The 24,210-nt window shown below is 61.7% G+C and carries 18 protein-coding genes and 1 pseudogene; 9 read left to right on the top strand and 10 right to left on the bottom strand.

Translation table 11 applies throughout. From position 1 onward, the window contains the following. Positions 1-273 precede the first annotated feature (273 nt). The 3 genes from BVG79_RS12520 to BVG79_RS12510 are packed head-to-tail and all read right to left on the bottom strand — an operon-like array spanning position 274 to position 5,908. Positions 274-1,638, bottom strand: coding sequence for an efflux transporter outer membrane subunit (locus BVG79_RS12520; RefSeq protein ID WP_085787454.1), 1,365 nt, complete (start codon positions 1,636-1,638; stop codon positions 274-276). Next, on the bottom strand, positions 1,635-4,742 hold the full coding sequence (locus BVG79_RS12515) for a multidrug efflux RND transporter permease subunit (RefSeq protein WP_085787453.1): 3,108 nt from the start codon (positions 4,740-4,742) through the stop codon (positions 1,635-1,637). The genes BVG79_RS12520 and BVG79_RS12515 overlap by 4 nt, the downstream gene beginning before the upstream one ends. Beyond that, positions 4,742-5,908, bottom strand: a complete 1,167-nt coding sequence (locus tag BVG79_RS12510) for an efflux RND transporter periplasmic adaptor subunit (RefSeq protein ID WP_085787452.1) — start codon at positions 5,906-5,908, stop codon at positions 4,742-4,744. The genes BVG79_RS12515 and BVG79_RS12510 overlap by 1 nt, the downstream gene beginning before the upstream one ends. A gap of 402 nt (positions 5,909-6,310) precedes the next feature. On the opposite strand from BVG79_RS12510, the gene BVG79_RS12505 reads away from it, so the two are divergent. Both BVG79_RS12505 and BVG79_RS12500 read left to right on the top strand, forming a co-directional pair. Beyond that, a complete protein-coding gene (locus tag BVG79_RS12505) occupies positions 6,311-7,051 on the top strand; it encodes a response regulator (RefSeq protein WP_085787451.1) in 741 nt (246 codons plus the stop codon). Continuing rightward, positions 7,048-8,322 carry an ATP-binding protein gene (locus tag BVG79_RS12500; protein WP_085787450.1) on the top strand — a complete coding sequence of 425 codons (1,275 nt, stop codon included), beginning with the start codon at positions 7,048-7,050 and terminating at the stop codon, positions 8,320-8,322. The genes BVG79_RS12505 and BVG79_RS12500 overlap by 4 nt, the downstream gene beginning before the upstream one ends. Before the next feature lie 53 nt (positions 8,323-8,375). Here BVG79_RS12500 and BVG79_RS12495 read toward each other — a convergent pair whose 3' ends face one another. Beyond that, positions 8,376-9,494: a Hint domain-containing protein gene (locus BVG79_RS12495; RefSeq protein ID WP_236951481.1), complete on the bottom strand. Its 1,119-nt coding sequence runs from the start codon at positions 9,492-9,494 to the stop codon at positions 8,376-8,378. A 559-nt stretch (positions 9,495-10,053) separates the two neighbouring features. Between BVG79_RS12495 and BVG79_RS12490 the strand changes: the two genes are divergently transcribed. Then, complete coding sequence (locus tag BVG79_RS12490) at positions 10,054-11,514, top strand: amidohydrolase (protein WP_085787449.1); 1,461 nt, start codon at positions 10,054-10,056, stop codon at positions 11,512-11,514. A 76-nt stretch (positions 11,515-11,590) separates the two neighbouring features. Here BVG79_RS12490 and BVG79_RS12485 read toward each other — a convergent pair whose 3' ends face one another. Both BVG79_RS12485 and BVG79_RS13915 read right to left on the bottom strand, forming a co-directional pair. Further along, positions 11,591-11,893, bottom strand: a complete 303-nt coding sequence (locus BVG79_RS12485; protein WP_418268955.1) for a LysR substrate-binding domain-containing protein — start codon at positions 11,891-11,893, stop codon at positions 11,591-11,593. Positions 11,894-11,962: 69 nt separating this feature from the next. Next, positions 11,963-12,133 (bottom strand): annotated as a pseudogene (locus tag BVG79_RS13915) (helix-turn-helix domain-containing protein); the annotation flags it as partial. Between the two features lie 600 nt (positions 12,134-12,733). Here BVG79_RS13915 and BVG79_RS12475 point away from each other — a divergent pair. The 6 genes from BVG79_RS12475 (at position 12,734) to BVG79_RS12445 (ending at position 19,371) form a co-directional block, all read left to right on the top strand. After that, positions 12,734-13,135: a DoxX family protein gene (locus BVG79_RS12475; protein WP_085787447.1), complete on the top strand. Its 402-nt coding sequence runs from the start codon at positions 12,734-12,736 to the stop codon at positions 13,133-13,135. Positions 13,136-13,191: 56 nt separating this feature from the next. Then, positions 13,192-13,794: an alpha/beta hydrolase gene (locus tag BVG79_RS12470; RefSeq protein ID WP_085787446.1), complete on the top strand. Its 603-nt coding sequence runs from the start codon at positions 13,192-13,194 to the stop codon at positions 13,792-13,794. Positions 13,795-13,837: 43 nt separating this feature from the next. Further along, a complete protein-coding gene (locus BVG79_RS12465; RefSeq protein WP_085787445.1) occupies positions 13,838-16,213 on the top strand; it encodes a membrane-bound PQQ-dependent dehydrogenase, glucose/quinate/shikimate family in 2,376 nt (791 codons plus the stop codon). 261 nt (positions 16,214-16,474) lie between these two features. Beyond that, the gene (locus BVG79_RS12460; RefSeq protein ID WP_085787444.1) at positions 16,475-16,831 is read left to right on the top strand and encodes a DoxX family protein; all 357 of its coding nucleotides are present in this window, start codon (positions 16,475-16,477) and stop codon (positions 16,829-16,831) included. A gap of 315 nt (positions 16,832-17,146) precedes the next feature. Beyond that, complete coding sequence (locus BVG79_RS12455) at positions 17,147-17,359, top strand: hypothetical protein (protein ID WP_085787443.1); 213 nt, start codon at positions 17,147-17,149, stop codon at positions 17,357-17,359. Positions 17,360-18,039: 680 nt separating this feature from the next. After that, the gene (locus BVG79_RS12445) at positions 18,040-19,371 is read left to right on the top strand and encodes an esterase-like activity of phytase family protein (RefSeq protein WP_085787581.1); all 1,332 of its coding nucleotides are present in this window, start codon (positions 18,040-18,042) and stop codon (positions 19,369-19,371) included. A gap of 39 nt (positions 19,372-19,410) precedes the next feature. Here the strand turns inward: BVG79_RS12445 and BVG79_RS12440 are convergent, their stop codons facing one another. Genes BVG79_RS12440 through BVG79_RS12425 form a run of 4 tightly spaced genes read right to left on the bottom strand, consistent with a single transcriptional unit; the run spans position 19,411 to position 24,179 of the window. After that, positions 19,411-20,295 carry an N-formylglutamate amidohydrolase gene (locus BVG79_RS12440; protein WP_085787441.1) on the bottom strand — a complete coding sequence of 295 codons (885 nt, stop codon included), beginning with the start codon at positions 20,293-20,295 and terminating at the stop codon, positions 19,411-19,413. Between the two features lie 3 nt (positions 20,296-20,298). Beyond that, positions 20,299-21,861, bottom strand: coding sequence for a gamma-glutamyltransferase (locus tag BVG79_RS12435; RefSeq protein ID WP_085787440.1), 1,563 nt, complete (start codon positions 21,859-21,861; stop codon positions 20,299-20,301). After that, positions 21,848-22,531, bottom strand: coding sequence for an RraA family protein (locus BVG79_RS12430; RefSeq protein WP_085787439.1), 684 nt, complete (start codon positions 22,529-22,531; stop codon positions 21,848-21,850). The genes BVG79_RS12435 and BVG79_RS12430 overlap by 14 nt, the downstream gene beginning before the upstream one ends. A gap of 19 nt (positions 22,532-22,550) precedes the next feature. Beyond that, positions 22,551-24,179 (bottom strand): ABC transporter ATP-binding protein, encoded by a 1,629-nt coding sequence (locus BVG79_RS12425; protein WP_085787438.1) that lies wholly within the window; start codon positions 24,177-24,179, stop codon positions 22,551-22,553. Between the last annotated feature and the right edge of the window lie 31 nt (positions 24,180-24,210).

The raw sequence follows: 24,210 nt of genomic DNA, 5'->3' as shown, positions 1-24,210 counted from the left end.
GAAAGGCGAAAACTTGCGCGGCGCTGCCATCTTCGACACTTTGGTGATCACGGATGATGGTAGGGCGGTCGAAAAGGTGGGTAAAAACAGACAAATAGTGGCTGTTGGAAATCAGTCCGGGGTGCAGCCCGACATGACTGTTACGGGCCTGACATGTCGCAGCGCAAGATGGTGACTTGGCTTCGGCCACGCTGGCGTGCTGCCTGGCGCCAGCGCCAGGCAAACGAAAGACCCGCCATGTAAGGCGGGCCTTTTAGCCTGAATGGCCCGCGTTTACTGCGGTGCCGCCCCAGCGCCGACTGCGATGTTCAGGCTGGCCCAGGATTTGGCAGCTGTGTTGCGCGCCGATGCCAAGCTAATACGGGCCGCCGCCAAGGCGCGGTCAACTTCGAGTAGATCCAACAGGCCCAGCGAGCCTGCCTCGAAGTTGCGCTGCGCCAATTCATAGGCACGCTCGTACGAGGTCACGGCCGCCTCCAGCGCACCAACCTGTTGCCGATAACGCTGCAGGTTCGAGTTCTGGGTCTGCACATCGCCCACAGCCGTGGTGATACTGGACCGCCACGTGGTTTCGGCCAGTTCGGCCTGTGCCACGCGCTGGTTGTGGGTCGCGCGCAGCAGCCCTTGGTTCAACAGAGGCAACGAGATACGCGGGCCAAAGCTCCACATATCGCTGCCGCCTGTCGAGGTTGCCGAACCGGTCAGAGACAGCGAGGGGTAAAGCGCTGCTTGCGCCACACCCACAGTCGCCATCGCCGCAACCAGATCATGCTCGGCCGCGCGGACATCGGGGCGATTGCGCAACAGGTCAGCGGGCACGCCGATACGCGGCGGTGCCGGCACGCGCAGCATCGATGCGCCGCGCTGCAATTGCGCCATCAACGGGCCAGCGGGCTCGTTCAGCAGCGTTGCCAAACGGAATACCTGCGCGTTGAACGCCGCTTCCTGCGTCGGCAGATCAGCGCGGGCGGTGGCCAGCAGCGCCTCGGCTTGGGCGACTTCGAAATCGGTCGCCGACCCCAGATCCAGTTTGTTGCGCGTCACCGACACGGTCTGTTGGCGTGTTGCCACCAGATTGCGCGTCAGGGCCATCGATTCTTGATAGTAGCGCGCATCGCTGTAGGCCGAGATCACCTCGGCGATCCATGCAAGGCGTGTGGTCTGAGCGCCCGCCTCGGCGGACAGCAGGCTGGCCGAAGCCGCTTGCCGCGCGCGTTGTTGGCCCCCGAACATGTCGAACACGAAACTTGCCGACAACGCACCCCCATTCGAGGTGCTGGCCTGGATGTTGTCACCACCCGAGCGTTCGCGCTGCCCGGTCAGGCTGCCTTGAACTTGGCTGGCAGCCACGCCGGTGGCTTGCGCCGCCGCACTCGCCACCTGAATGCGCTGGTTTGCGGCCAACACATTCAGGTTCTGGGCCAAGCCACGCTCGATGATGTTGCTCAGCGTGGTGTCGCGGTAGTCCGCCCAGAACTTGGTCTGGGCCACTGTTGCCACGGGGGTGCCATCACCGCCGACGAACCCCGTCGGAACAGCCGGTGGGGCTGTTCCTTCGGGGTTGGGCCCGACCGCCGCACAGGCGGCCGTCAGTAACAGGATAGGAAGGGTTTTCAGCCCAGTGCTAAACACGGTCATGCGTGTTTTTCCTTTCTCGAGAACCGTTCGACGACGGACAGGACAGCCACATAGAACGCCGGCACCAAGAAGATGCCGATCGCACCTGACGATGTCATACCGCCCAGCACCCCGATACCGATCGAGTTTTGCGCACCCGCACCGGCACCCGTCGCGATCGCCAAGGGCAGAACCCCCAACATAAACGCAAACGTGGTCATCAGGATCGGACGCAAGCGCATCTTGGCAGCCATGATGGCGGCTTCGCGCAGGGTATGGCCCTGATGGTACAATTGTTGGGCGAATTCCACGATCAGAATGGCGTTACGCGCGGCCAGACCGATGGTCGTCAGCAAGCCCACCTTGAAGTAGACGTCGTTTGACTGGTCGAACAGACCCGCCGCAATGACGGCCCCCAAGATACCGACGGGCACCGACATCATCACCGCGAACGGAACCGACCAGCTGCCGTATAGGGCGGCAAGCGCAAGGAACACGACCGCTGCCGACAGGGCGAACAGCATTGGTGCCTGGTTGCCCGACTGGCGTTCCTGATAGGACAAGCCGGTCCAAGCGACGCCATAACCGCCACCCATTTCGGCGACCAGTTCTTCCATCACCGCCATCGCGTCACCCGACGACAGGCCTGCTGCAGCTTCGCCGCTCAGCTCCATCGCCAGAGTGCCACCATAACGCGAGACTGTCTGGGCCTGTTGGTCCCAATTGCGCGACGTGAACGCCGAGAAGGGAACCATCTCGCCGCTGCTGTTGCGGGCATACCAACGGTCGATGTCCTCGGGTTGGCTGCGGGCAGACGCATCGCCCTGCACGATCACCGGTCGCAAGCCGCTGCCCATGGCAAAGTCGTTGACTTCGCGGCCCGAGAAGATGACCGAAAGCATCGCATTCACTTCCGAGATGCTCAGACCGAAAGCCGTCGCCTTTTGCTGGTCGATATCAAGACGCATGGCGCTTTGGAACGGGCTGTCGCCCCCACGGATATTGATGATGCGACCATCAGCCTGTGCCTTGGTCACCAATTCGGCCGCGGCAGCAGCCAGTGCCTCTTGGCCACGTTGCGCCTGGTCAACCAGCTGCATCGTAAAGCCCGAGCTGGCGCCCAGACCCTGAATGGCCGGCGGCTGTAGGAAGTAGACCATCCCCATGCGGTTTGTCATGAAGAAGTGGCCGTTGGCGCGGTTCACCAGATCGGCAGCCGAAATCCCTTCGCGGTCTTTGTAGTCCTTGAGGCTGACAAAGATCATGCCGGCATTCTGGCTGGCACCCGACATCGAAAAGCCCAAGATCCCGAAGACGGCTTCAACCGACTGCGACTCTTGCTCGAGCAGGTAGGTTTGGACACGGTCCAGCAGTTCGCGCGTGGTTTCCATGGTCGAGCCGTCAGGCGTCTCGATGATCGCCATCAGCACGCCTTGGTCTTCTTGCGGCACGAACGACGACGGCAGCTCTTGAAAGCGGTCAAGCGCGACCCAGCCGATACCGACCAAGGCGATGATCATGAAGAACGGACGACGCACCAGTGCCTTTACAACCCAGCCATAGCCGTTGGTCGTGTTTTCCAGACCACGGTTGAACCAGCGGGCCGGTGCAATACCACCGCCATGCTTGCGCGGCTTCAGCAGGCTGGCACACATCGCAGGTGTCAAAATGATCGCAACACCCAGCGACAGCACCATCGCGGTAATGATCGTCACCGAGAACTGGCGATAGATGATACCGGTAGAACCCGACATAAAGGCCATCGGCAAGAACACGGCCGACAGAACCATCACAATACCGACTAGAGCCGAGGTGATTTCCTTCATGCTCTTTTCGGTGGCTTCGACGGGCCCAAGGCCGTCTTCTTCCATCACACGTTCGACGTTTTCCACCACAACGATCGCATCGTCCACCAGCAGGCCGATGGCCAGAACCAGCGCGAACATCGTCAGCGTGTTAATGGAATAGCCCATGACGGCCAGCATCCCCAGCGTGCCCAAAAGCACGACCGGAATGGCAACCACGGGAATAATCGTCGCGCGCCAGCTTTGCAGGAAGACCAAAATAACCAGGAACACCAGAACGATAGCTTCGATCAGTGTATGGTAAACTTGGTCGATCGATTTTTCCACAAACGGCGAAGTATCATAGGGGTAAACGATCTGGACGCCATCGGGCAGCGCGCTGGACAAGGTCTCCAGCGTGTGGCGCACGGCCTCGCCGGTATCCACGGCATTCGCGCCGGTGGCCAAGTTCACGGCAAAACCCGAGGCGGGTTTACCGTTGTACAGCGAGTCGAACCCGTAGCTGTCCTGACCAATCTCGATCCGCGCCACGTCGCCCAGGAAAACGGTCGCCCCGTCTTCGTTCACGCGCAGCAGGATGTTTTCGAATTCGGTCACAGTCTTTAGCTGCGATTGTGCCGACAGCGGGATCGTAAGGCGTTGGCCTTGCGACACAGGGCGGTTGCCCAGTGTGCCGACTGTGACGTTGGTGTTCTGTTCAGACACTGCCCCCAGAATATCCGAGGTTGTCACCTGATACTGAACCATCTTCATCGGATCCAACCAGATGCGCATGGCATAGCTGGTGGCAAACGATTGGATCGAACCGACGCCCGGCGTACGGCGGACCGGGTCTTCCAGCATCTGGCTGGCCAAGTCGCCCAGTTCCACGGCAGAATAACTGCCGTCAACCGACGTCAGTGCGCCAACCAACAGGATCGACGAAGTCGAGCGATAGACCGATAGGCCGTTTTGCTGCACGATGTCGGGCAGCTGTGCCGAGGCCAGCTGCAAGCGGTTTTGCACCTGCACCTGCGCGATATCGGGGTCAATCGTTTCGTCGAATGTCAGGGTGATCGTTGCCGCACCCGTCGACGAATTCGAGGTCATGTAAACCATGCCGTCGATGCCGGTCATGGCATCTTCGATCACGGTCGTCACCGAATCCGCAACGATTTCGGCCGAAGCCCCGTTGTATGTCGCCATGACCTGCACGGTCGTTGGCGCGATGTCAGGATATTGGGCAATCGACAGCCGCGTCAGGCCAATGGCGCCCAACAGCATAGTGGCGATGGCCAACACCCATGCAAACACACGGTGGTGGATAAAGAAATGTGCCATCAGTTGCCACCCGTGGCCGGCGCTGCGTCATGGATGATGCCGGCGTCGTCAATGGTAACCGGCACCGGCGTCACGTCAGCGCCCGCGCCCAGCATCGAGGTGCCGTCAACGATCAGCTGGTCGCCCTCGTTCAGGCCTTCGGTGATGATCCACTGGTTTTGCCACGTGCCGACATCGGTCACAACGCGCTGCGCCGCTTTGCCGTCTTCGACGACCCACACGGTCAGATTGCCCATGCGGTCACGCACGCCCGCAGTTTGGGTGACCAAAAACGCGCTGGTTTCGCCAAATGCCACCTGACCCCGCACAAACATGCCGGGCAGCAACTGGAAGTTAGGGTTGGCAAAGCTGAAGCGCGTCTCGACAGTGCCGGTCGTTGTCGACACGGCAAAACCGGGCGCGACGAATTGGCCAACGGCGTCATAGGTGACGCCGTTTTCCAGCATCAGCGTGGCGTTCAAATTGCGCAAAACGCCGGTGTCGGCGTTCGTGATCTCGTTCTGGATCTGCTGCAGACGAACGGCGGGGCTGTAAAGATCAACCTCGATCGGGTCGAGCGTGGTGACAGTCGCCAGCGCGGTCGTTTGGCTGGCCGTGACCAGATCACCGACGGATACGTTCGACAAGCTTGCCATGCCGTCGATCGGGCTGGTGACGGTCGTCCAGTCCAGCTCCATCTGGGCCAGCGTCAGCGATGCATCAGCGGCGGCCAGCGTGGCCTGCGCTTGGTCAAGCGCTGCTTGCGCGTTTTCAACATCAGCCTGCGTGGCGCCCGACCCCAGCAAACGCTGGGCACGGTCAAAGGCAGACTGCGCCTGACGCACGCCCGCATCCGCCGACGCAACTGTCGAGCGCGCCTGAACCATTGCAGCCTCGTAGGTGGCCGATTCGATGCGGAACATCGGGTCGCCCTGCTTGATCGGCGCGCCGGGGGTATAAATAATCTCGGTCACCATGCCATTCACACGCGGGCGCACCAGCGTTTCGTCGGCAGCAACGGCGCGACCGGGCACCGTGATCGTGCGCGGCACGGTCTGCAGGTGCATTTCCACAACCCCGACTGGGCGTGGCGGAGGAGCATTTTGGGCAAAGACAGGTGCCGCCAAAAGCGCGAAAATCGCAGTGCCGACAACCGGGAGGGTGCCGCCGGACAAGCTTGATTTCATCGTAGGCCTCATAAGATGGACGTGCGTGATCCGCAAAAGCATCGGTAGCGCAAAGAAAACGCACCGCAGGCACCAAGACCTGCGATGCAAATGCGCCAACCAAATGACAGGACAAGTGCTGGACAGACACATGAACCTGCCGCTGCCGCCCGCCGCGATAGCGTGGGGTTGCCCCACCGCCACCACAATACGAAACCGACACCTCGCGGTATGAATGGGCTTTGTATAGCTCGGCTACATTTCCGTAGTTTAATCTTATTGCGCAGAAATGTGTCTGAAGATAGCTTTTTTATGTCTAAGTGTGTCTAATATGCTAGCGACATGTTCAGACACAAAAATCCCAGCCATGGCACGAAACCCGCGCTATAAGCCTGCTGCAAGCATGACAAAGGCCCGCGCCGCGTGAACCACATACTTATCGTCGATGACGACCCGGAAATCAGAACCCTGCTCAGTCGCTACCTCAGTGGGCAAGGGTTTCGTGTCTCGACGGCGGCGAACCGGCGCGAATGTATGCAGCGACTGGCACAGGAATCGCCCGATCTGGTGGTGCTTGACGTGCTACTGCCCGACGGGTCCGGCCTCGAGGTCTGCCGCGAATTGACGACCGGCAGCCAACATGTCCCCGTCGTGCTGCTGACCGCCCTGAAAGAGGAGGTCGACCGCATTATCGGGCTGGAAATCGGCGCCGACGACTACCTCGGTAAACCCTTCAACCCGCGCGAACTGGTGGCGCGGATCAAGGCGGTTTTGCGGCGCGTCGGCGCGCAGCCGGACGATCCCCCCAGCACCGCGATCTACGCCTTTGCGGGCCTGCGCGCCGATACAGCCTTGCACACCGTCACAACCCCTAACGCCGCGCTGGTCGAGCTGACGGGTGCCGAATTCGAACTGCTGCGCGTCTTTCTGGAACGGCCGGGACGTGTTCTTTCCCGCGTGCAGCTGATGGATCTGACCCACGGTCGCGGGCAAGATACGCTCGACCGATCTATCGACGTGCTGATGAGCCGCCTGCGCCGAAAACTCGCCGAACAAACCGCCGAGCCGCTGTTTAAAACCGTTCGCAATGCGGGTTACCAAATGGTCGCCCCCGTCACAGAACTGGCACGCGGCGACGCCACAGGCCTGAGGCACGATGCATGATTTCGCTGCGTCTGCGCATCTCGCTTGTCCTGATCGGATCGATTCTTGCGGTGGTGATTTTATCGACCGCGGCCGTTCTGCATGTCATGTTTCCGCGTTATGTCGGCGGCACCATCGCACCCATCGTCCGCCAACTCGAAGCACTGGCAACGCTGGCCGAAACCGACCCCGGCGCCGCGCGGGTGGCCGGCGCCACGTTTATGGACCATCCGTTTGCAGGGGAAACCAACCGCGACGTACAGGGTCAGATGGAGGGGTTGTTCGTCAAAGCCACCCCGCAACACGACTTTACAGTGACACGCGGGCCGGGCGCGCCACATCTGACCGCCTCGTTACTGCTTGATACAGGCACGTGGATGGTGGTCGATATTCCCGACTTCAGTGGGCCAGACGATCACTTCGCATATCTAGCGATGTGGGTCGGCCTGATCACGCTGGGCACAGCGGGCATGGCTCTTTATCTTGCGTCTGGCATCTCGCGGCCGCTGACAGTGGTTGAAAAAGCCATGCAACGCATCGGACCCGATGGGGTCATCCCTCATGTGCAGGAAAAAGGCCCACCAGAAATTCGCCAGATGGCCCACACGCTGAACCAGCTGTCGCTACGGCTGCGCCAGTCGATGGAAAGCCGCATGCGGCTGATCGCGGCGGCCGGGCACGACCTGCGCACGCCACTGACACGCATGCGCCTGCGCGCCGAGTTCATCGCCGACCCCGAGGAACAAGCCAAGTGGCTCTCGGATCTGGAAGAAATGGATGCCATCGCTGACAGCGCTATCAGCCTTGTCCGCGAAGAAGTGGGACAGCACACCGCTGAAACCATCGACCTGCGCAACGCCCTGCACGATGTTTTGGCCGACATGGGCGATGACGTCACTTTGGGGCAAATGCCACAACAGCCCGTGTTCGTGCGCGTGGAACCGATCGGCCTGAAGCGCGCGCTGCGCAACTTGATTCACAACGCGGCCATTCACGGCGGCGGCACCAGCGTCGCGCTGCAACTGGACACGACGCCCACGGGCGATATGGCGCGCGTGATCATTCGTGATCAAGGCCCCGGCATCCCTGCCGAATTGCTGGAGCGTGTCTTCGAACCCTTCTTCCGCGTCGACATGGCCCGGAGAAAGTCAGTGCCCGGCGTCGGCCTCGGCCTTGCCATCGCGAAAGAGATTGTCGAGCGGTTTGAGGGCAATATCGCGATCCGCAACCTATCCCCGAACGGGTTGGAACAGATCATCGCGCTGCCCGTCGCGCTGAAAGCTGCGGGCTGACAAAACCACCCCGCGATTTGACATCGCGAGGTGGCGCAGTGGTGTGGCAGCGATCAAACGGTGACCAAGGCCTTGTTGTTTTGCGCATGACGTATGGCAAGCTTGCGCGCCATGCGGCCCGACAACAGTTGCCGCGCAGGCGCAGGTTCAGCCTTGGCGTCCAGCAGCTCGGGGAACAGGGCGTGGATTTCCGCCACAGCATCAGGCCCCAGCGATTTCAGCGCTTGCGGCCCAGGGTAGAGCGACTCGGTCTCGGCCCCGTTGGCCGTGATAATCTCGTGCGCGTCGAACATCAGGTGGAAGTATTTGACGGTGTTCAGGGTATCGGCGATATCGAAACCCTCAACGTTCAAAAGCTGCTTGGCGGGCACCAAAGCTTCCGCGTTGTCCACCATCCGCTGCGTAGTTTTCGACCGCACCAACATCCGGTGCTGCGGCGAGACCAGCAAATCCTGCACTGGCAGCCCTGCCCCCAGCGCACCAGCCGCAATGCGAATTGGGCGCAGGTTCGGCTTGACGATCAGCACGGGCAGGCCAAGCGTGCGCGACCCGATCCAGCGAATGGGTTGCAGGCCGTGGTCACGCGTCGCCACCAGATCGCCCACACGCAGATCATCAATCATCACCTCGCCGCGGTCGGTCAAAATCATCGTGCCGCTGGTGAAGCAGGGAATTTCCTCGGGCGGGACGAAGTTGTCCCAGTCGATCTGCTCGCCATCGACGTTTTCGACGAAGGTCAGCACAGTGCCCTCGGGCGGCCACGGGCCCTGAAAGGTGAACCCGATGACGCCGTATTCGTCACTGGTAAGGTAATCCCAGTCGCCTTGGTGGTTGGGATTGACGCGGACGGCAGAGATGGCAACGAGGCGGTAGGATTCACCGTCGTCACCCATCAGTTGCACCTCGTACTCATTCTCCAGCTGAAGCGTCCCCGGCGGATGCACAGTGCCATTGATCGTGATCGGATCAACGTTTTCTTGCTTGTGCCGCGGCCAGTCTGACTCGGGGTCCCATTCGGGGTCCCACGGATCATCTGTGAAATGCTCGTAGTCGCTTTCAACGTCGATGTGGGTGATCCCGGTGTAGTCGAACGACAGCGTGGTCCCAGCCGGTGGAAGCCCGCCCCATGTTTCGCCGCCGACGAACAGACCATCGGTCTTGTCGGGTAGCACATTGTTTGTCGCGCTGTACGCACTAAGATCAAGAAAACCAAGAGTATGCGTGGCCACTGGAGGCTCCATCTAGATACGGGTGACAAAAGACGCGGGAGAGGCGCCTTCGATGAATCTGATAGGGATGGTCATAGGCAGGTCGTGGCACCAGCTACGCAGCAATATTTCAAGCTGACAAGACATATAGTGTTAACTTTTTGGTATAAGCGTATATTCGCTTATTTTTTCCTGAATTGGCCCGCTGCTTGGCCAGTTCCACACAAAAGAAACCCGATAATTTCCAGTTTCTTGCCATTCATGCGCAATAAATGAAAAACATCGCGATTCGCGCTGCATGAATGTGCGCGGGCGAATGGTTAACGCTGATTAACCCCCCTCAATTCGCCAAAGGGCACGATTAAACAGCACCCCGAACACACGCAGTGCTGATTGCTTGGGCGTCGACCCAAATCATTCGTACACATCAGCCGAAAGGATTGTCCTACCCCGCCGGCTTCGCCAGTCTGCCCGCAGGCCCACCCGACCCAATAACAAGGGCCTGAATACATGGAGATATGTGATGACACACCGCCTTGCCCTGCTGGGCTCCGCCGCTTGCCTGCTGATGGCGACAGATCTGGCCGCAGCCCCGCTTAGCGATGCACAACAGGCTTGGCTTGATGCCGCCATCACCGCCTACGAGCCGCGCATGACCGAAGTCGCCCAGACCATTTGGGCCAACCCCGAACTCGGCTACCTCGAGACAGGCACCGTCGCGCTCCTCAGCGGCGAATTGGAAGCCAACGGCTTTACCGTTGAAACCGGCATCGCCGGCCTGCCCACCGGATTTGTCGCATCCAAAGGCACGGGCGATGGCCCGGTTATCGCCATTTTGGCCGAAATGGACGCCCTCCCCGGCTTCTCGCAAGATGCGGTGCCCTATCAACAGGCGGTTGAGGGGATTACTGCGGGCCATGCCTGCGGCCACCACCTGTTCGGCGCAGGCTCGGTCGCCGCGGCCATTGCCGTGGCGCAGTGGCTGGAAGACGAAGGCATTCCCGGGCAAGTGCGCCTTTACGGCACGCCCGCCGAAGAAGGCGGCTCGGGCAAGGTCTATATGGCGCGCGAAGGCGTGTTCGATGATGTCGACGTGGCCCTGCACTGGCACCCTGCGTCCAGCAACAGCGCATCGCAAGGCTGGTCGCTGTCGAACGTCAGCGCGAAAATCCGCTTTTACGGCCAGTCGGCCCACGCCGCGCTAGCCCCCGAACAAGGCCGCTCGGCGCTCGACGGCCTCGAGGCGACGACGCATATGGTAAACATGCTGCGCGAACACGTGCCACAGGACACGCGGATCCACTATGTCATCTCGAACGGCGGGTCGGCCCCGAACGTGGTGCCCGATTTTGCCGAACTCTACCTCTATGTGCGCCACCAAGACCCGCGCATCGTCGGCGAGGTCTTCGACCGCGTCGAGCAAGCCGCAATGGGCGGCGCGATGGGAACCGGCACCCGCGTCGAGATCGAGCGCATGAGCGGCGTCTATTCCGTTCTGCCGAACGACGTGTTGGGTCAGGTGATGGACAGCAACCTGCGCGCGCAACCCGCCATCAGCTGGACCGAGGACGAAACCGCCTTCGCAACCGAACTGGCCGAGACCCTGCGCGCGCCGGGCGATTTCGCATCGGTCGGCACGGTGGATGCCTATGAATTCGGCGACGTCGGGTTCTATTCGACCGACGTTGGCGATGTCAGCTGGATCGTCCCGACCGTCGGCTTGGGCACCGCGACCTATGTGCAGGGCACGCCTGCGCATAGCTGGCAAGCGGTCGCCGCTGGCGGCATGTCGATTGGTCACAAGGGCACCGCCCTCGCCGCACGTACGCTGGCTGCAACGGCGATTGAACTGTTCCAATCGCCCGAGGTATTGGAAGCGGCCAAAGCCGAATTCGACGCCGCCCGCGGCGACGCGTTCAGCTACGAGGCCCTGATCGGCGACCGCCTACCCCCGCTGGACTACCGCGCACCCGCCGCACAATAACGGCACCTAGCGCCGCCTGCCTTCGGGTGGGCGGCGCTAGAACATTTTGCTGCGTTTGGCATCTTGCACGGCAAATTCAATCAGCGCGGCAATGTCGGGGGAACGGTTCGCCCCCCAGATAAACAATATTGAACGCTTGCTTGCGCCCGTCAAAATCTGGAAACAAGGCCACCAGCGCGCCGGTTCGCAGCTTTTTGGCGACCGCAAAATGCGGACACAGCGCGATGCCCAAGCCCTTGTCGGCCATTTCTGCTGCCACCTTAGCGCTATTTTGTAAAATCGCTCCAGCACCTGTATTATCGCCGCGTGTCATGCTCCACCGAACGCCGTTGCCGCAGTTGGTATCGCTGATGCAGTCATGCTCTTTCAGATCAACCATCCGGAGGGGCGTGCCCGCTGCGCGATATAGGCAGACCCTAAATCTATCGGGGCCGAGCTGCGGATATGCCTCGCCAGCTACCGTCAGCTCCGCCGCGCGGGTGGTGCGCTGCAACAAGCGGATACCCAACCGACGCTCCAACTCGGCCACCTATTTCGACGTTAGCCGGTTCGAAATCGAATGCCGCGCGGCCGCGTCAGTAAAAGACCTCGTCTCGGCAGTTGCCACCAAGGCGCGAATTCAGTCCAGCACATCCATGGCGTATTAAGAACGTATCGTTGAAAGAGAAACAACAACAGTTGCATTTCATTCACAATGGAACAAGCAGATAGTCCGTCACATCGCCGTCAATGGACAGATCAACCCCGATGCCCACCGTTGCAAGCTTCCTACCCCACAAAGCCGCCACCCGCGCGCTGCCGCGCAGGGCCGCCTCAGCCAAAATATGCGCGTGCCAAAGCGTCTTGACTGGTGGGGGCACATCGGCAAGGATTTGCCTAGTCAACGCAAAAGACGCGCGCATCGGTGGCCCGACCCATTTGGCCCCCGACCCAAGCAAGGCCACCACATCCGGCCCAGCCCAGCGATGCCCCTTTGGCGCGGACCCCACAGCCAGCGCACGTGCGCTAGCCGAACGACGGGCGTGGGCGGACGCCACCCACACCATTGCAATACTGCGGCGGGCAATCGGTGCTGCCCTGCAGACAAAGATCCGTTTGCGCGCCGACACCTGCCGGACCCGACCTGCCTAACGTTATGAAACCATCAATAGATCTAGCGTCTGTATCAATGCGTCGCTTCGTTCTCGACTGATCGCGCTGGTCCAACAGGGATTATGAAATGGTTGATCTTTCCTCTGCCCCGTGGGGCATTTTGCTGCTCAGGCTTGCACTGGCGGCGCTGTTCTTTGCCCATGCCGGGCTGAAGCTTTTTGTCTTCAAACCTGCGGGCACTGTCGGGTTTTTCCAATCGCTCGGGCTGCCCGGCTGGTTCGCTTATGTCACGATAGCAGCTGAAATCATCGGCGCATTCGCGCTGCTGCTGGGTATCTGGCCACGTGTTTTCGCCATCCTGCTGATCCCCCTGCTGGCAGGAACAATCGTCAAGGTGCACGGCCCTGCAGGGTTCTGGTTCAACAACCCAAACGGCGGGTGGGAATACCCAGCGTTTTGGATTGTTGCGCTACTGACGCTCGCCCTGCTGGGCGATGGGGCATGGGTAATGCTCCCCAGCCCTTTCTAGCCTGAAAACCGGGCACTGGGCCAAGCGGCCCGGCGCATTCCACGAAAGTATATGTTATGACGATCTCTTTGGTAATTCTGCTGCACGGTGTCGGCAGCAACGGTTCCGACTTGGCCCCCATTGCCGACCATCTGGCTCACGATCTGCCGGGCACCGCCTTTGAAACCCCCGATGGCACCCAACCGTTCGATATGGGCGGGCCGGGGCGGCAGTGGTTCTCGGTTTCGGGGGTCACAACGCAGAACCGCCCTGCCCGCATCATCGCCGCGCGCCCCGCGTTTGACGGGGTGATCGCGCGCCTTGCGCAAAAGCACGGGCTGCAAGATCAACCCCACCGCATCGCACTGCTGGGCTTTTCGCAAGGCACGATCATGGCTCTCGACGCGTTTGCAACCGGGCGCTGGCAAACGGGCGCTGTGGTTGGGTTTTCGGGGCGACTTGCCACCGACGACCCGCTTACCCCCGTCAAGGGTGGGCGCGTCCTGCTGGTGCACGGCACGGGCGATCGCACCATTCCCGCGCAGGAATCCGAACAGGCCGCAGCACGCTTGACCGCCGCCGGCGCGGCCGCACAGGTGACGCTGCTACCCGGCCTTGGCCACACGATCAGCGCCCAAGGACTGCAACTTGCCGCCAGCTTCCTAAAGACCGCTAGCTGACCCCGTAACCTTTTTAATGCAACCCTTAGAACATGAGGTTCGAATGGACACCGAAGTCCGAGGCCGAAGCGGCTTAGGCCGCGCGTGGCTCATATTACTAGGCGCGGTCTTGGTGGCCGCCGGCCTGTTCTTTACCATCGGGGGCGGTTGGCTGATCGGCCTCGGGGGTAGCTGGTACTTCCTGATCGCGGGTCTGGTGCTGATTGCCTCGGGCGTGCTGATCATCTGCGGCCAGGCAATCGGCGCGGCGCTGTTCGGGCTGACCTTCATCGCCACCGTCGTCTGGGGCGTGTGGGAGGTTGGCTTCACCTTCTGGCCACTGGTCAGCCGCCTGTTCGCCATGGCGGTCGGCGGTATCGTCGTCGCCCTTTCGGTGCCGCTGCTAACGCGCGCCCGCACACCGCGCCTGATCGGGCTGGGATCGGCCGTCGCGCTGGTGGCTGGCGTCGTCATCACAGCGATCAGTGCATTCTCGCCCAAGGGCGTGATCCATCCGACCGAAACCGCCGCTGCCCCGCAGGCAGCACCCGCAACCGCGCCCGACTGGTCGGCGTGGGGCGCGAACGACCAAGGCCACCGGTTTGCCGCTCTGGACGACATCACCCCCGCGAACGTCAACACGCTGGAAGTCGCATGGACGGCCCACACCGGCGAGACACCGCAGAGCACCGGATCGGGCGCCGAAGACCAAAACACCCCGCTGCAAATTGGCAACCAACTGATCGTTTGCACGGCCTATGGCACGGTTATCTCGTATAACGTCGACACCGGCGCCGAAAACTGGCGCAATGAATCGGGCGGCACCGTGCCCGCATGGCAGCGTTGCCGCGGCGTGGCCTATTTTGATGCCGCAACCGCCAGCTTCGTCGCCGACGAGCCCGACGGCATCACCCCCGACCGCACCGTTAGCCCGCAGCGCGTGTTCGTGCCCACCGTCGATGCCCGCCTGATCGCGCTGGACATCACCACCGGCGAGCGTGTCGCCACCTTTGGCGAAGACGGCGTTGTCGACCTGAAAATCGGCATGGGCGAGGTCAAACCCGGCTACTACCAACAAACCTCGACCCCGCTGGTTGCAGGCAATCTGGTGATCGTCGGGGGCCGTGTGGCCGACAACAACGAAACGGGCGAACCCCCGGGCGTGGTGCGCGCCTTTAGCGCCGAAACCGGTGCGCTGGTCTGGGCTTGGGACCCGGGCAACCCCGCCGTCACGCGCGAGCCGCTGGACGAAGGCGGATATACCCGCGGCACGCCGAACGTGTGGTCGGCCATGTCGTTCGACCCCGATCTTGGCCTTGTCTACCTGCCGACCGGCAACGCCACGCCCGACTTCTGGGCCGGCGAGCGAACCGAGATGGACGACCTCTACTCCTCCTCGGTGGTGGCGCTGAACGTCTCGACCGGCCGCGTGCAATGGCATTTCCAAACCGTGCACCACGACCTGTGGGACTTCGATATCCCCGCACAACCCGTGCTGTATGACATCCCGAACGCCGATGGCACGACGACGCCTGCTGTCGTGACGGTGTCGAAAACCGGCATGATCTACCTGCTGAACCGCGCCACCGGCGAGCCGCTGGCCGACATCGTGGAACAGCCCGTCCCGCAGGGCAATGTCGAGGGCGAGCGCTATTCGCCGACGCAGCCCTATTCGATCGGGATGCCGATGATCGGCAACGCGACCCTGACCGAGGCCGACATGTGGGGCGCAACCCCGTTCGACCAGCTGATGTGCCGCATCCAGTTCAAGGGCATGCGTCACGAAGGGATCTTCACACCCCCGGGCCTTGACCATGCGCTGCAAATGCCCGGCTCGCTGGGCGGCATGAACTGGGGTTCGGTCTCGATCGACCCGACCACCAGCTATATGTATGTCAACGACATGCGCCTCGGCCTTGCCAACTACCTGATCCCCCGCGACCAAGTCCAAGGCGGCAGCGGGATCGAGATGGGCGTTGTCCCGCAACTGGGCACGCCGTTCGGCGCCATGCGTGAACGCTTCCTGTCGCCGCTGGGTGTGCCCTGTCAGGCCCCGCCCTTCGGCACGCTGACAGCGGTCGATCTGAAAACCCACGCGCTGGTCTGGCAAGTGCCGGTCGGCACCGTGCAAGACACCGGCCCGATGGGGATCCGCATGGGCCTACAACTGCCCGTCGGCATGCCGACGCTGGGGCCGACACTGGCCACCCAGTCGGGGCTGATCTTCATCGCAGGCACGCAAGACTTCTACCTGCGCGCCTATGACAGCCGCACCGGTGCCGAGGTCTGGAAAGCTCGCCTGCCCGTAGGCAGCCAAGGCGGCCCGATGACCTTCCGCTCGCCCGATACTGGCCGTCAATACGTGGTGATCACCGCAGGTGGCGCCCGCCAGTCGCCCGATCGGGGCGATTATGTGATCGCTTACGCCCTGCCCAGCTAAGGCTAAGCCACTGAAAAAAATGAACGGGGGCGCATCTGCGTCCCCGTTTGCATTTCAAGACCCGAATTCGGAACAGACCGTTGAAAGCGATACAACAAAGTCGCCATGTTATTCTAAATGATATGCGGCAATATTTTAACATGCAGCGCAAGTATCTGAAAAAACAAAACTCGTTTTTTATTCAGTCTTTTACGGTAATCCATTACTCCCCAATCCGCACCCGAACGGTCGAATGGAACGCTCAACAGCCTAATCCCGCCCATGATGTTGACCCACCTTGCATTAGGATCGTTTTACCTGCCCCACGGCCTCGGCAAGATCACGGGATTTGCGGGTACCGTCGGCTTTCCCGCCCCTGCATTCTTCCTCGCGCTTGCAATGCGGACCGAATTGGTCGTCGCCAAGCTGACAAATCGCGGTGCCAGATATCCCGCCATCTTTTCGATCGGCCTGATGGCTGTCGCCGCGCTGGCGCAATTCAGCGCCAAAGGCCCCAATTTGTATTGGGCCCGCGGCGGCATCGAATATCAGATGTTCTGGCTCATCACATCGGTGGCCGTCTTCTTAAACGACTGGCGCAAAAGCCCCGGCCTGTTCGATATATTCAAAACCCTCTGATATCTTCCCTTCCCCAACGCACCGTCATCGCGGGTAAACCAGCGGTTCGCGCACCGGATGGAGGCTGCCCAAAGCACAAGGAATTCCATGTTCCGCACATCCGGCATCAGCCGCCTCAGTGTTCCTGCAACCGTGCTCTCCGCGCCTTCCCCCAAACCGCTATCGCATCCGAGACCGCCGTCCCCGAAGCACCAAAGGGCACAAGCTGGCGATCGACGTGCGCGGCGACACACCGCCCAGTACGAAGTGACGAAACCTGCTTTCACCCAGCGCTTTCCCCGCATCACAATCGAAATCTTGGTCGACTAAAGCAAGTTGCACGGCGCTTACGTCGACAATCAATGCGCGACCGGCAGTATCATCCCCGATGTCATCCAACTGCAAACCCTGCAAGATTTCACCCGCCGGAAGGCTGAAGACCGCCTGCTCCCCTCCAAGCACGAAGGACACGAGCATGTCCGCGACCTGTTCAAAGATCCCGATGGCGCGTGGCTGTTGGTCGGCCTATTGGCCTTCAGTTATATGTAAGATCCGGCCACCACTGTGCCCACAAGCCCGCTGAATTTTATCAAACTAGAGTGGTAGGGCGAAATCGCGTCGAGCTACCCTCACGATCATGACGCGGTGCTCGACCTCTACAGGCTTTATGTCGAGGCCAATGGCCGAAACTGGCTGCGAGCGATGACCGACCAAAAAATAACATTTGCGCGCGGTTCGCACTCTCCCCGCGCGGTGTTGACCAATAACGAACTCAACTTCGGCAGCGGTGGCTCGGACTCGTTGATCGCGATGACTGCCAGTCGGTACGATGGAAGGTGGCCGAGGCGCACCCCCGTGGCATGGCAAGTCTCGACCGAGCTGCAGTCGTATGACGGCTGGTCGCTGTGCATAGGCGCATCAGCGGCGGGCGGCCTCAAAACCGCTTGAGACTAAGCGAACGCCAACCTCGACGACTTCCCCACTTTCATGGCAGACCGCGCGGCGACCGAACGCTGGAAACAGACCTTCGCGCTCCATTTCGGCGAAGTTCAAGGCGCGTCGACCCCCGGCTGGCTGCGCCTGCTCCCCGGCGCCTGAACCATTTAATGATGGGGGCGGTTCCATAGCGCGGCCGCGGTAATTTTACAAAAAAGTCATACCCACGCGACAGTTACGTTGCATTTTCCCGTGATGACGGGCGCGTTTATCCCCCGCATATGGAAATGCAAATGGTCCGCTTTACCGCTCTCCTCTCTGCCAGCTTCCTTGCCATCGCTGCCGCCGCCCACGCGCAAGACACCGCAGCTGATGCCCGCGCGTTTCCCGCGCAACTGGCCGGCCACGCCCAACTGCCCGCAGCCACTTTCATCGCGCCGCCCGCCGACGCGCCCAGCTATTTCGCCCAATCGGGCCGCTTTACGGCTGGCGCGCGGGTTGAACAGCCTATGGGCATCTTCGACGAAAAAACCGGCCTGTCGCGCCCGTTCGCTGGGCAGCCGGTGCAGGGGTTTTCCTCGACCCGCAGCCTTGGCGATAACCGCTTCTTGTTCCTGACCGATAACGGCTACGGCAATCAGCTGAACTCGGCCGATGCCATGCTGCACTTCAGCATCTTCAAAGCCGACTTCGACACAGGCCGTCTGGCCTTTGAACGGACGATCTTCGCCCACGACCCCGACCGCATCGTGCCCTTCCCCATCGTCACGGAAACCACCGATACCCGCTACCTGACCGGCCAAGACTTCGATTTCGAATCGATCCAACCCGTCGGCGATGGCTACTGGATTGGCGACGAATTCGGCCCGTGGCTGATCCAACTGGACGGCAACGGCCGCGTGCTGCAAGTGGTCGCGACCGAGGTTGACGGCCAGCTCTACCGTTCGCCCGACAACGCGTTCGTGCAGGCCCCTGCACCCGCAGGCCAACTGCCCGACAACGTGATCGTCCAACGCTCGGGCGGGTACGAGGGGATGGCCCTTGGTTCGGATGGCACGACCCTGTACCCGATGATCGAAAAAACCGTCTACAACTGGGCCGACGGCAGCTTTGAATCCATCAACGGCACGCCGGTTCTGCGCATTTTCGAATATGATACCGTCGCCAATGCCTGGGGCGACAAGGTGCGTTTCTACCCGCTGGAAGACGCGTCCTATTCGATGGGCAGCTTCAACATGATCCCTGGCACCACGCGCGCGCTGGTCATTGAACGCGACCAGAACGAGGGCGACCCCCGCGACGCCGCCTTCACCAAGCCCGCAAACTTCAAGCGTATCTATCTGATCGATCTGGAGCGTGCAGACGAGAACGGCGTGCTGGAAAAAATCGCCTACATCGACCTTATGAACATCGCCGACCCGAACGGCCTTGCCCCGCGCGGCACCATCGACGGCGTGTTCAACTTCCCCTTCATGACGATCGAGGATGTCGATTGGGTGAACGAGACCACCATCGTCGTCGCTAACGACAACAACTACCCGTTCTCGGTCGGGCGCGAATTCGGCCGTGCCGATGATAACGAAGTCATCTTGCTGGACGTCGCCGACTTCCTGAAAGCCGACTAAAATGGCAGCCCCCCGCAGCATCTTGCGGGGGGCGCTTTTTCAAACGGCAGCGGCCATGCGCGCCTTGGCAAAGGCGGCGATTTCTTCGGTCAGCCGATCCAGATTGGCCTTCACAGCAGCAAAGTCGCCGCTGCGCGCACGGGTGTCTTCGTCCATGTAGAGGGCGCGGTTTACCTCAATCTGCAAACTATGGCGGCCCTTCGCAGGGTCGGCATAGCGGCGGATCAGCTCGGCCCCGCGAAAGGGGTTGTTCAGCGCCACCTCGTAACCCTGCGCGCGAAGTGTATCGACCACCACCGCCACGAAATCAGGCGATGCCGTCTGACCATCAAAATCGCCGATCACAAAGTCGGGGCGGCGGGTGCCTGCAGGGTCGGGCGAAAGCGCATGACCAAAGGCGGGCATGGAATGGCAATCGACATGGTAAACCTGACCAAATTTCGCATGCACGCCGTCGATCAGGGCCGCAACGCGCTGGTGATAAGGCTGCCAATAGGTCGCGATTCGCGCCTCCATCTCGGCTACCGAAATCGGCACATCATGCATTAGCGTATCGCCCCAGGCGAAACGCCAGGCCAGACCCATGCCCCGTTTGGCCGCAGCAGACCCGAGCACCGGATGCGGCCACGGCGCGTCAAGCATTTCGACATCGACATCGCTCTCGGCGCGGTTCACATCCAGAAAACTGCGCGGAAACAACGCTCGCAGCAGCGGCGCACCCGTGGCGGGCGCATTGTCAAACAGCGCGTCGACATGCGTATCGGTCGCCTTCAGAACCATATCGGCCGAGACCGACGGATGGAAACCTGCGGGCAGATCCACGCCGCTGTGCGGGCTGTCATACACCACGCAAATGGGTGCAACACGCGGTGCCGCGACGTCGAGGACACCCGGAATTGCGTCGAACAAAGAAGAATTCAGCATTTTCTACCCTGAAACTACGATAGCAGCGGCTGCCGGCGGATAAGAGGTATCCGGCATGCCGACGAACAAATCACCCCGCCGCCCCGTCATTGCGGGCGAGGCGAAGGGACGCGGCATCACTTCGGTCTGCGCGGCGCGCACGGGGCCAAGGGCAGCGACGGCGGCGATTTCGGCATCGGTCATATCGACGTTCACCGTCACGACCGGCGCGGGGCCCGCGTCGATCCGCGGGTGGCTGACGGCATCGGCCACATCCATCCCCGCCACCAGATGCATCGCGGTAATCTGCGCCAGCGCAGGCACGATCATATTGCCACCCGACGCGCCCAGCACCGCGACCGACCGGCCACCGCCCGCAATCGCGACGGGGCACATGTTGTTGTGCGCGTAAGCCATCGGCACCATGGAATTGATCCGCCCCGGGCGCGGGTCGTACCACGCCATCCCGTTGTTCAGCAAAATCCCTGTCGCGGGCGACATCGCATAGGCACCGAACCGATTGAACAGCGTGAAGGTGATGGTCGCAAAACGGCCATCGGCATCGACGGCGTTGATTTGCGTGGTCGATCCGTCCTTGTCGCGCTCGGTCGCGGTCAGGGGGCGTTTTTCTTCGGAATAGGCGTATTTCAGCGCGGTGGCGAAATCGGCGTAGAACTTCGGCCCCACCTCGCCTTGCGTGCCGAACAATTCGGCAAACCGCCCTAACGCCAGCCGCAGCCGCGACCCGCCGCTGGTATCGCCGGGGGTGAACACGGTATGCCCCGCAAATTCAAACGGAACCGAGGGGTAGACCCGCGCCTCGTAAGCGGCCATGTCGTCCAGCGTGATGGTGCTGCCGGCGGCCTGCAAATCGGCCACCAACGCAGCGGCGGTCGCGCCGGTGTAAAAATCGTCAGGTCCCGCGTCGTGCAGGCGTGCCAGCGTGACCGCCAATGCAGGGTTGCGCAGCACTGCGCCCGGCGCAGGGATCTTGCCGCCCGGCTGGAAAACTGCCTGCATGTTTGCATCGGCGCGCATCTCGCCATGGCCGAGGCCGATCGCCAGCGTCGTGTGCCAATCGACCACCGTGCCCGCCGCCGCCGCATCGCGCGCAGGGCGGATGGCGCGGTCAAAGCCGATGGTTCCGAACTGCGCCAGCGCCGTTGCAAAGCCCCTCACCGCCCCCGGCACCACGACCGAGGTAAACCCCCGCACATTCGCGCCTCCCTTTGAGATCGCATTGCCGTTGAAGAATACGGCCCCGTCATCGGCTGGCGCGTAAACGTCCATATCCAGATGCGCGGGCAATCGCCCTGTGAATTCAATAGTTTGCGCGTCACCATTGGGCTGCATCACCTGCATATAACCGCAGGCGCCCAGACCCGACATCCACGGCTCGACCGTTTGCAACGTCAATGCGGCGGTGATCGCCGCGTCGACGGCATTGCCGCCTTCTTCCAATACTTTCGCACCCGCATCGGCGGCGCTGTAGTGCTGCGCGGTCACCACGCCCTGCGCGCTGACACCGGCGGGTTTGGTGCGGTCCCACCGCTCGCGGCGGGCCTTTTCAACGTCAGCGCGTTGCATTGTTCAACTCTTCCTCGACATATTTCTGCGCGGCGGATTGGGGCATCACTTCACCCGCGCGCACCTTGGCGATGAATTCGTTATAGCGCGCTTGGCGGAACAGCGCGTGATCACACACCTCGTCCGCCTCGTCGGGGGGCAGCACGATCACACCCGTCGCATCGGCGATCACCACATCGCCCGGCATCACCGGCGTATTCCCGACCGAGACCGGCACGTTCATCGCCCCGCCGCGATTGTAAACGCGCGTCGTGATGTGCGAAAATCCGCGCGACCAGCAAGGCAGATCCAGCTCCAAAATCTCGTCAGGGTCTGTGCACGGCCCGTCGATCACCACACCCGCCGCGCCGCGCAGCTTCAGCATCTGGCCCGTGCCGCCGCCAATGGGCGCATGGCGATCATCGCCCAAACGGTCGATCATCAAAAAATCGCCCGGACGCAGCTGCTTGATGGCGTAGTGCAGCATGGTGGAATCGTCGGACGGGATGGCAACCGTCACCGCCGTGCCCACAACCGTGCCCGGCTTGCGCAAAATAGGCTGGATCGCGCGGTGCACGAACCCGCGGTCGCGGAAATGCCCCACCATCGCAACCTCGACACCGCTATAGCGCGCGATCTTCTCGGCCGAGATCTGCTCCGGCATCGGATTGACTTTATACTTCGGTCCCATGATCTACTCCTCGATCGGATCAGGCCGCGCTTTGCGGCACCCAGCCTGCGCCCGGCACCGCGGACAGCAACTGGCGGGTGTATTCCTGCGCGGGATTGGTAAACAGTTGAACAGGCTCGCCGATTTCGACGATCTTGCCTTTTTGCATGACCGCGATCCGGTCACACAGCTGGCTTGCAACGCGCAAGTCGTGGGTCACAAACAGCAGACCAAACTGCAGGCGCTGCTGCACATCGACCAGCAATTCCAAAATCTGCGCCTGCACCGACACATCCAGCGCCGAGACGCTTTCATCCGCGATCAGCAGGGCGGGTTCTAGCGCCAAGGCGCGGGCGATGCAGATACGCTGGCGCTGACCACCCGAAAACTGGTGGGGGAACCGCTCGGCGGCCGAGGCGTCAAGGCCCATCGCCTCCAACAATTCGGCCGTGCGCGCGGCGGCTTGGGCCATTGGCACACCGTGGATCAACTGGCCTTCGGCAATGGCATCACCCACCTTTTGGCGGGGGTCCAGCGCGGTATAGGGATCTTGGAAAATGATCTGCGCATGACGGCGCGCATGGCGCAAGGCGCGCGGGCGCAGGCTGTCGAAGCGGATCCCGTCAATCTCGATCTCGCCGCCGTCGGCATCAACCATACGGATGATGCACTGCGACAGCGTCGACTTGCCCGACCCGCTTTCGCCGACCAAGCCCAGCGTCTCGCCGCGCCGCAGCGTCAGGCTGACGTCGTCAACGGCCCGCACCTCGTGCACCGCTTTGCCGATATGGCCCGTGCGATAGGTTTTCGAGATATTCTGCGCGCGCAGCACAGTCTCGCCCAAATCGCTACGCGCGGCGCGCGGCTCCAACCGAGGGACGGCGGCGACAAGGCGCTTGGTGTAGGCATGCTGGGGGTTGTTCAAAACTTCGGCGGTGGGGCCAACCTCCACCAACTCGCCGCGGCACATAACGGCGACGCGGTCGGCAATCTCGGCCACGACACCAAAGTCATGAGTGATGAACAAAATACCCGTGCCATGGCGTTCGCGCAGGCGCAGCATCAGCTTCAGAATCTGGGCCTGGGTCGTCACATCCAACGCGGTCGTCGGCTCGTCCGCGATCAGCACCTCGGGGTTCAACGCAAGCGCCGAGGCGATCATCACGCGCTGGCACTGCCCGCCCGATAGCTGGTGGGGATAGCTACGATAGATGCGCTCAGGATCAGGCAGCAACACCTCGGCGAACAGATCCAGCACCTTTTGGCGAATCTCGGCCTTCGACAGGTCGGTGTGGATCTTGAAGGTCTCGGACACCTGATGGCCGACCGTATAAAACGGGTTCAACGAGGCCGTCGGCTCTTGGAAAATCATCGCCAACTTGCCGCCGATGCGCTGCGTCCGCTGACGCTCGCCCATCTCTAGCAGGTTGTTACCGTGGAACATGATCTGCCCCTGCGGCCGGTCGAATTCCGCGTCCAGCAACCCCATCGTCGACAGCGCTGTCAACGATTTTCCCGACCCGCTTTCACCCACGATGCACAAAATCTCATTCCGGTGCAGCTGCAGGCTCAACCCCTCGACGGCGCGCGCCCGGTCACCCTTACCGGGCAAGGGGATCGTCAGGTTTTCATAACTTAGCAGCACGTCATCGGGCAGATGGTCGGACATATCTTTTCCTCGAACCAAGGGCGACCCCCAG

The organism is Ketogulonicigenium robustum (assembly GCF_002117445.1).
In the GTDB taxonomy this organism is placed as follows: Bacteria; Pseudomonadota; Alphaproteobacteria; order Rhodobacterales; family Rhodobacteraceae; genus Ketogulonicigenium; species Ketogulonicigenium robustum.
This window is presented reverse-complemented; position numbering and strand designations above follow the sequence as displayed.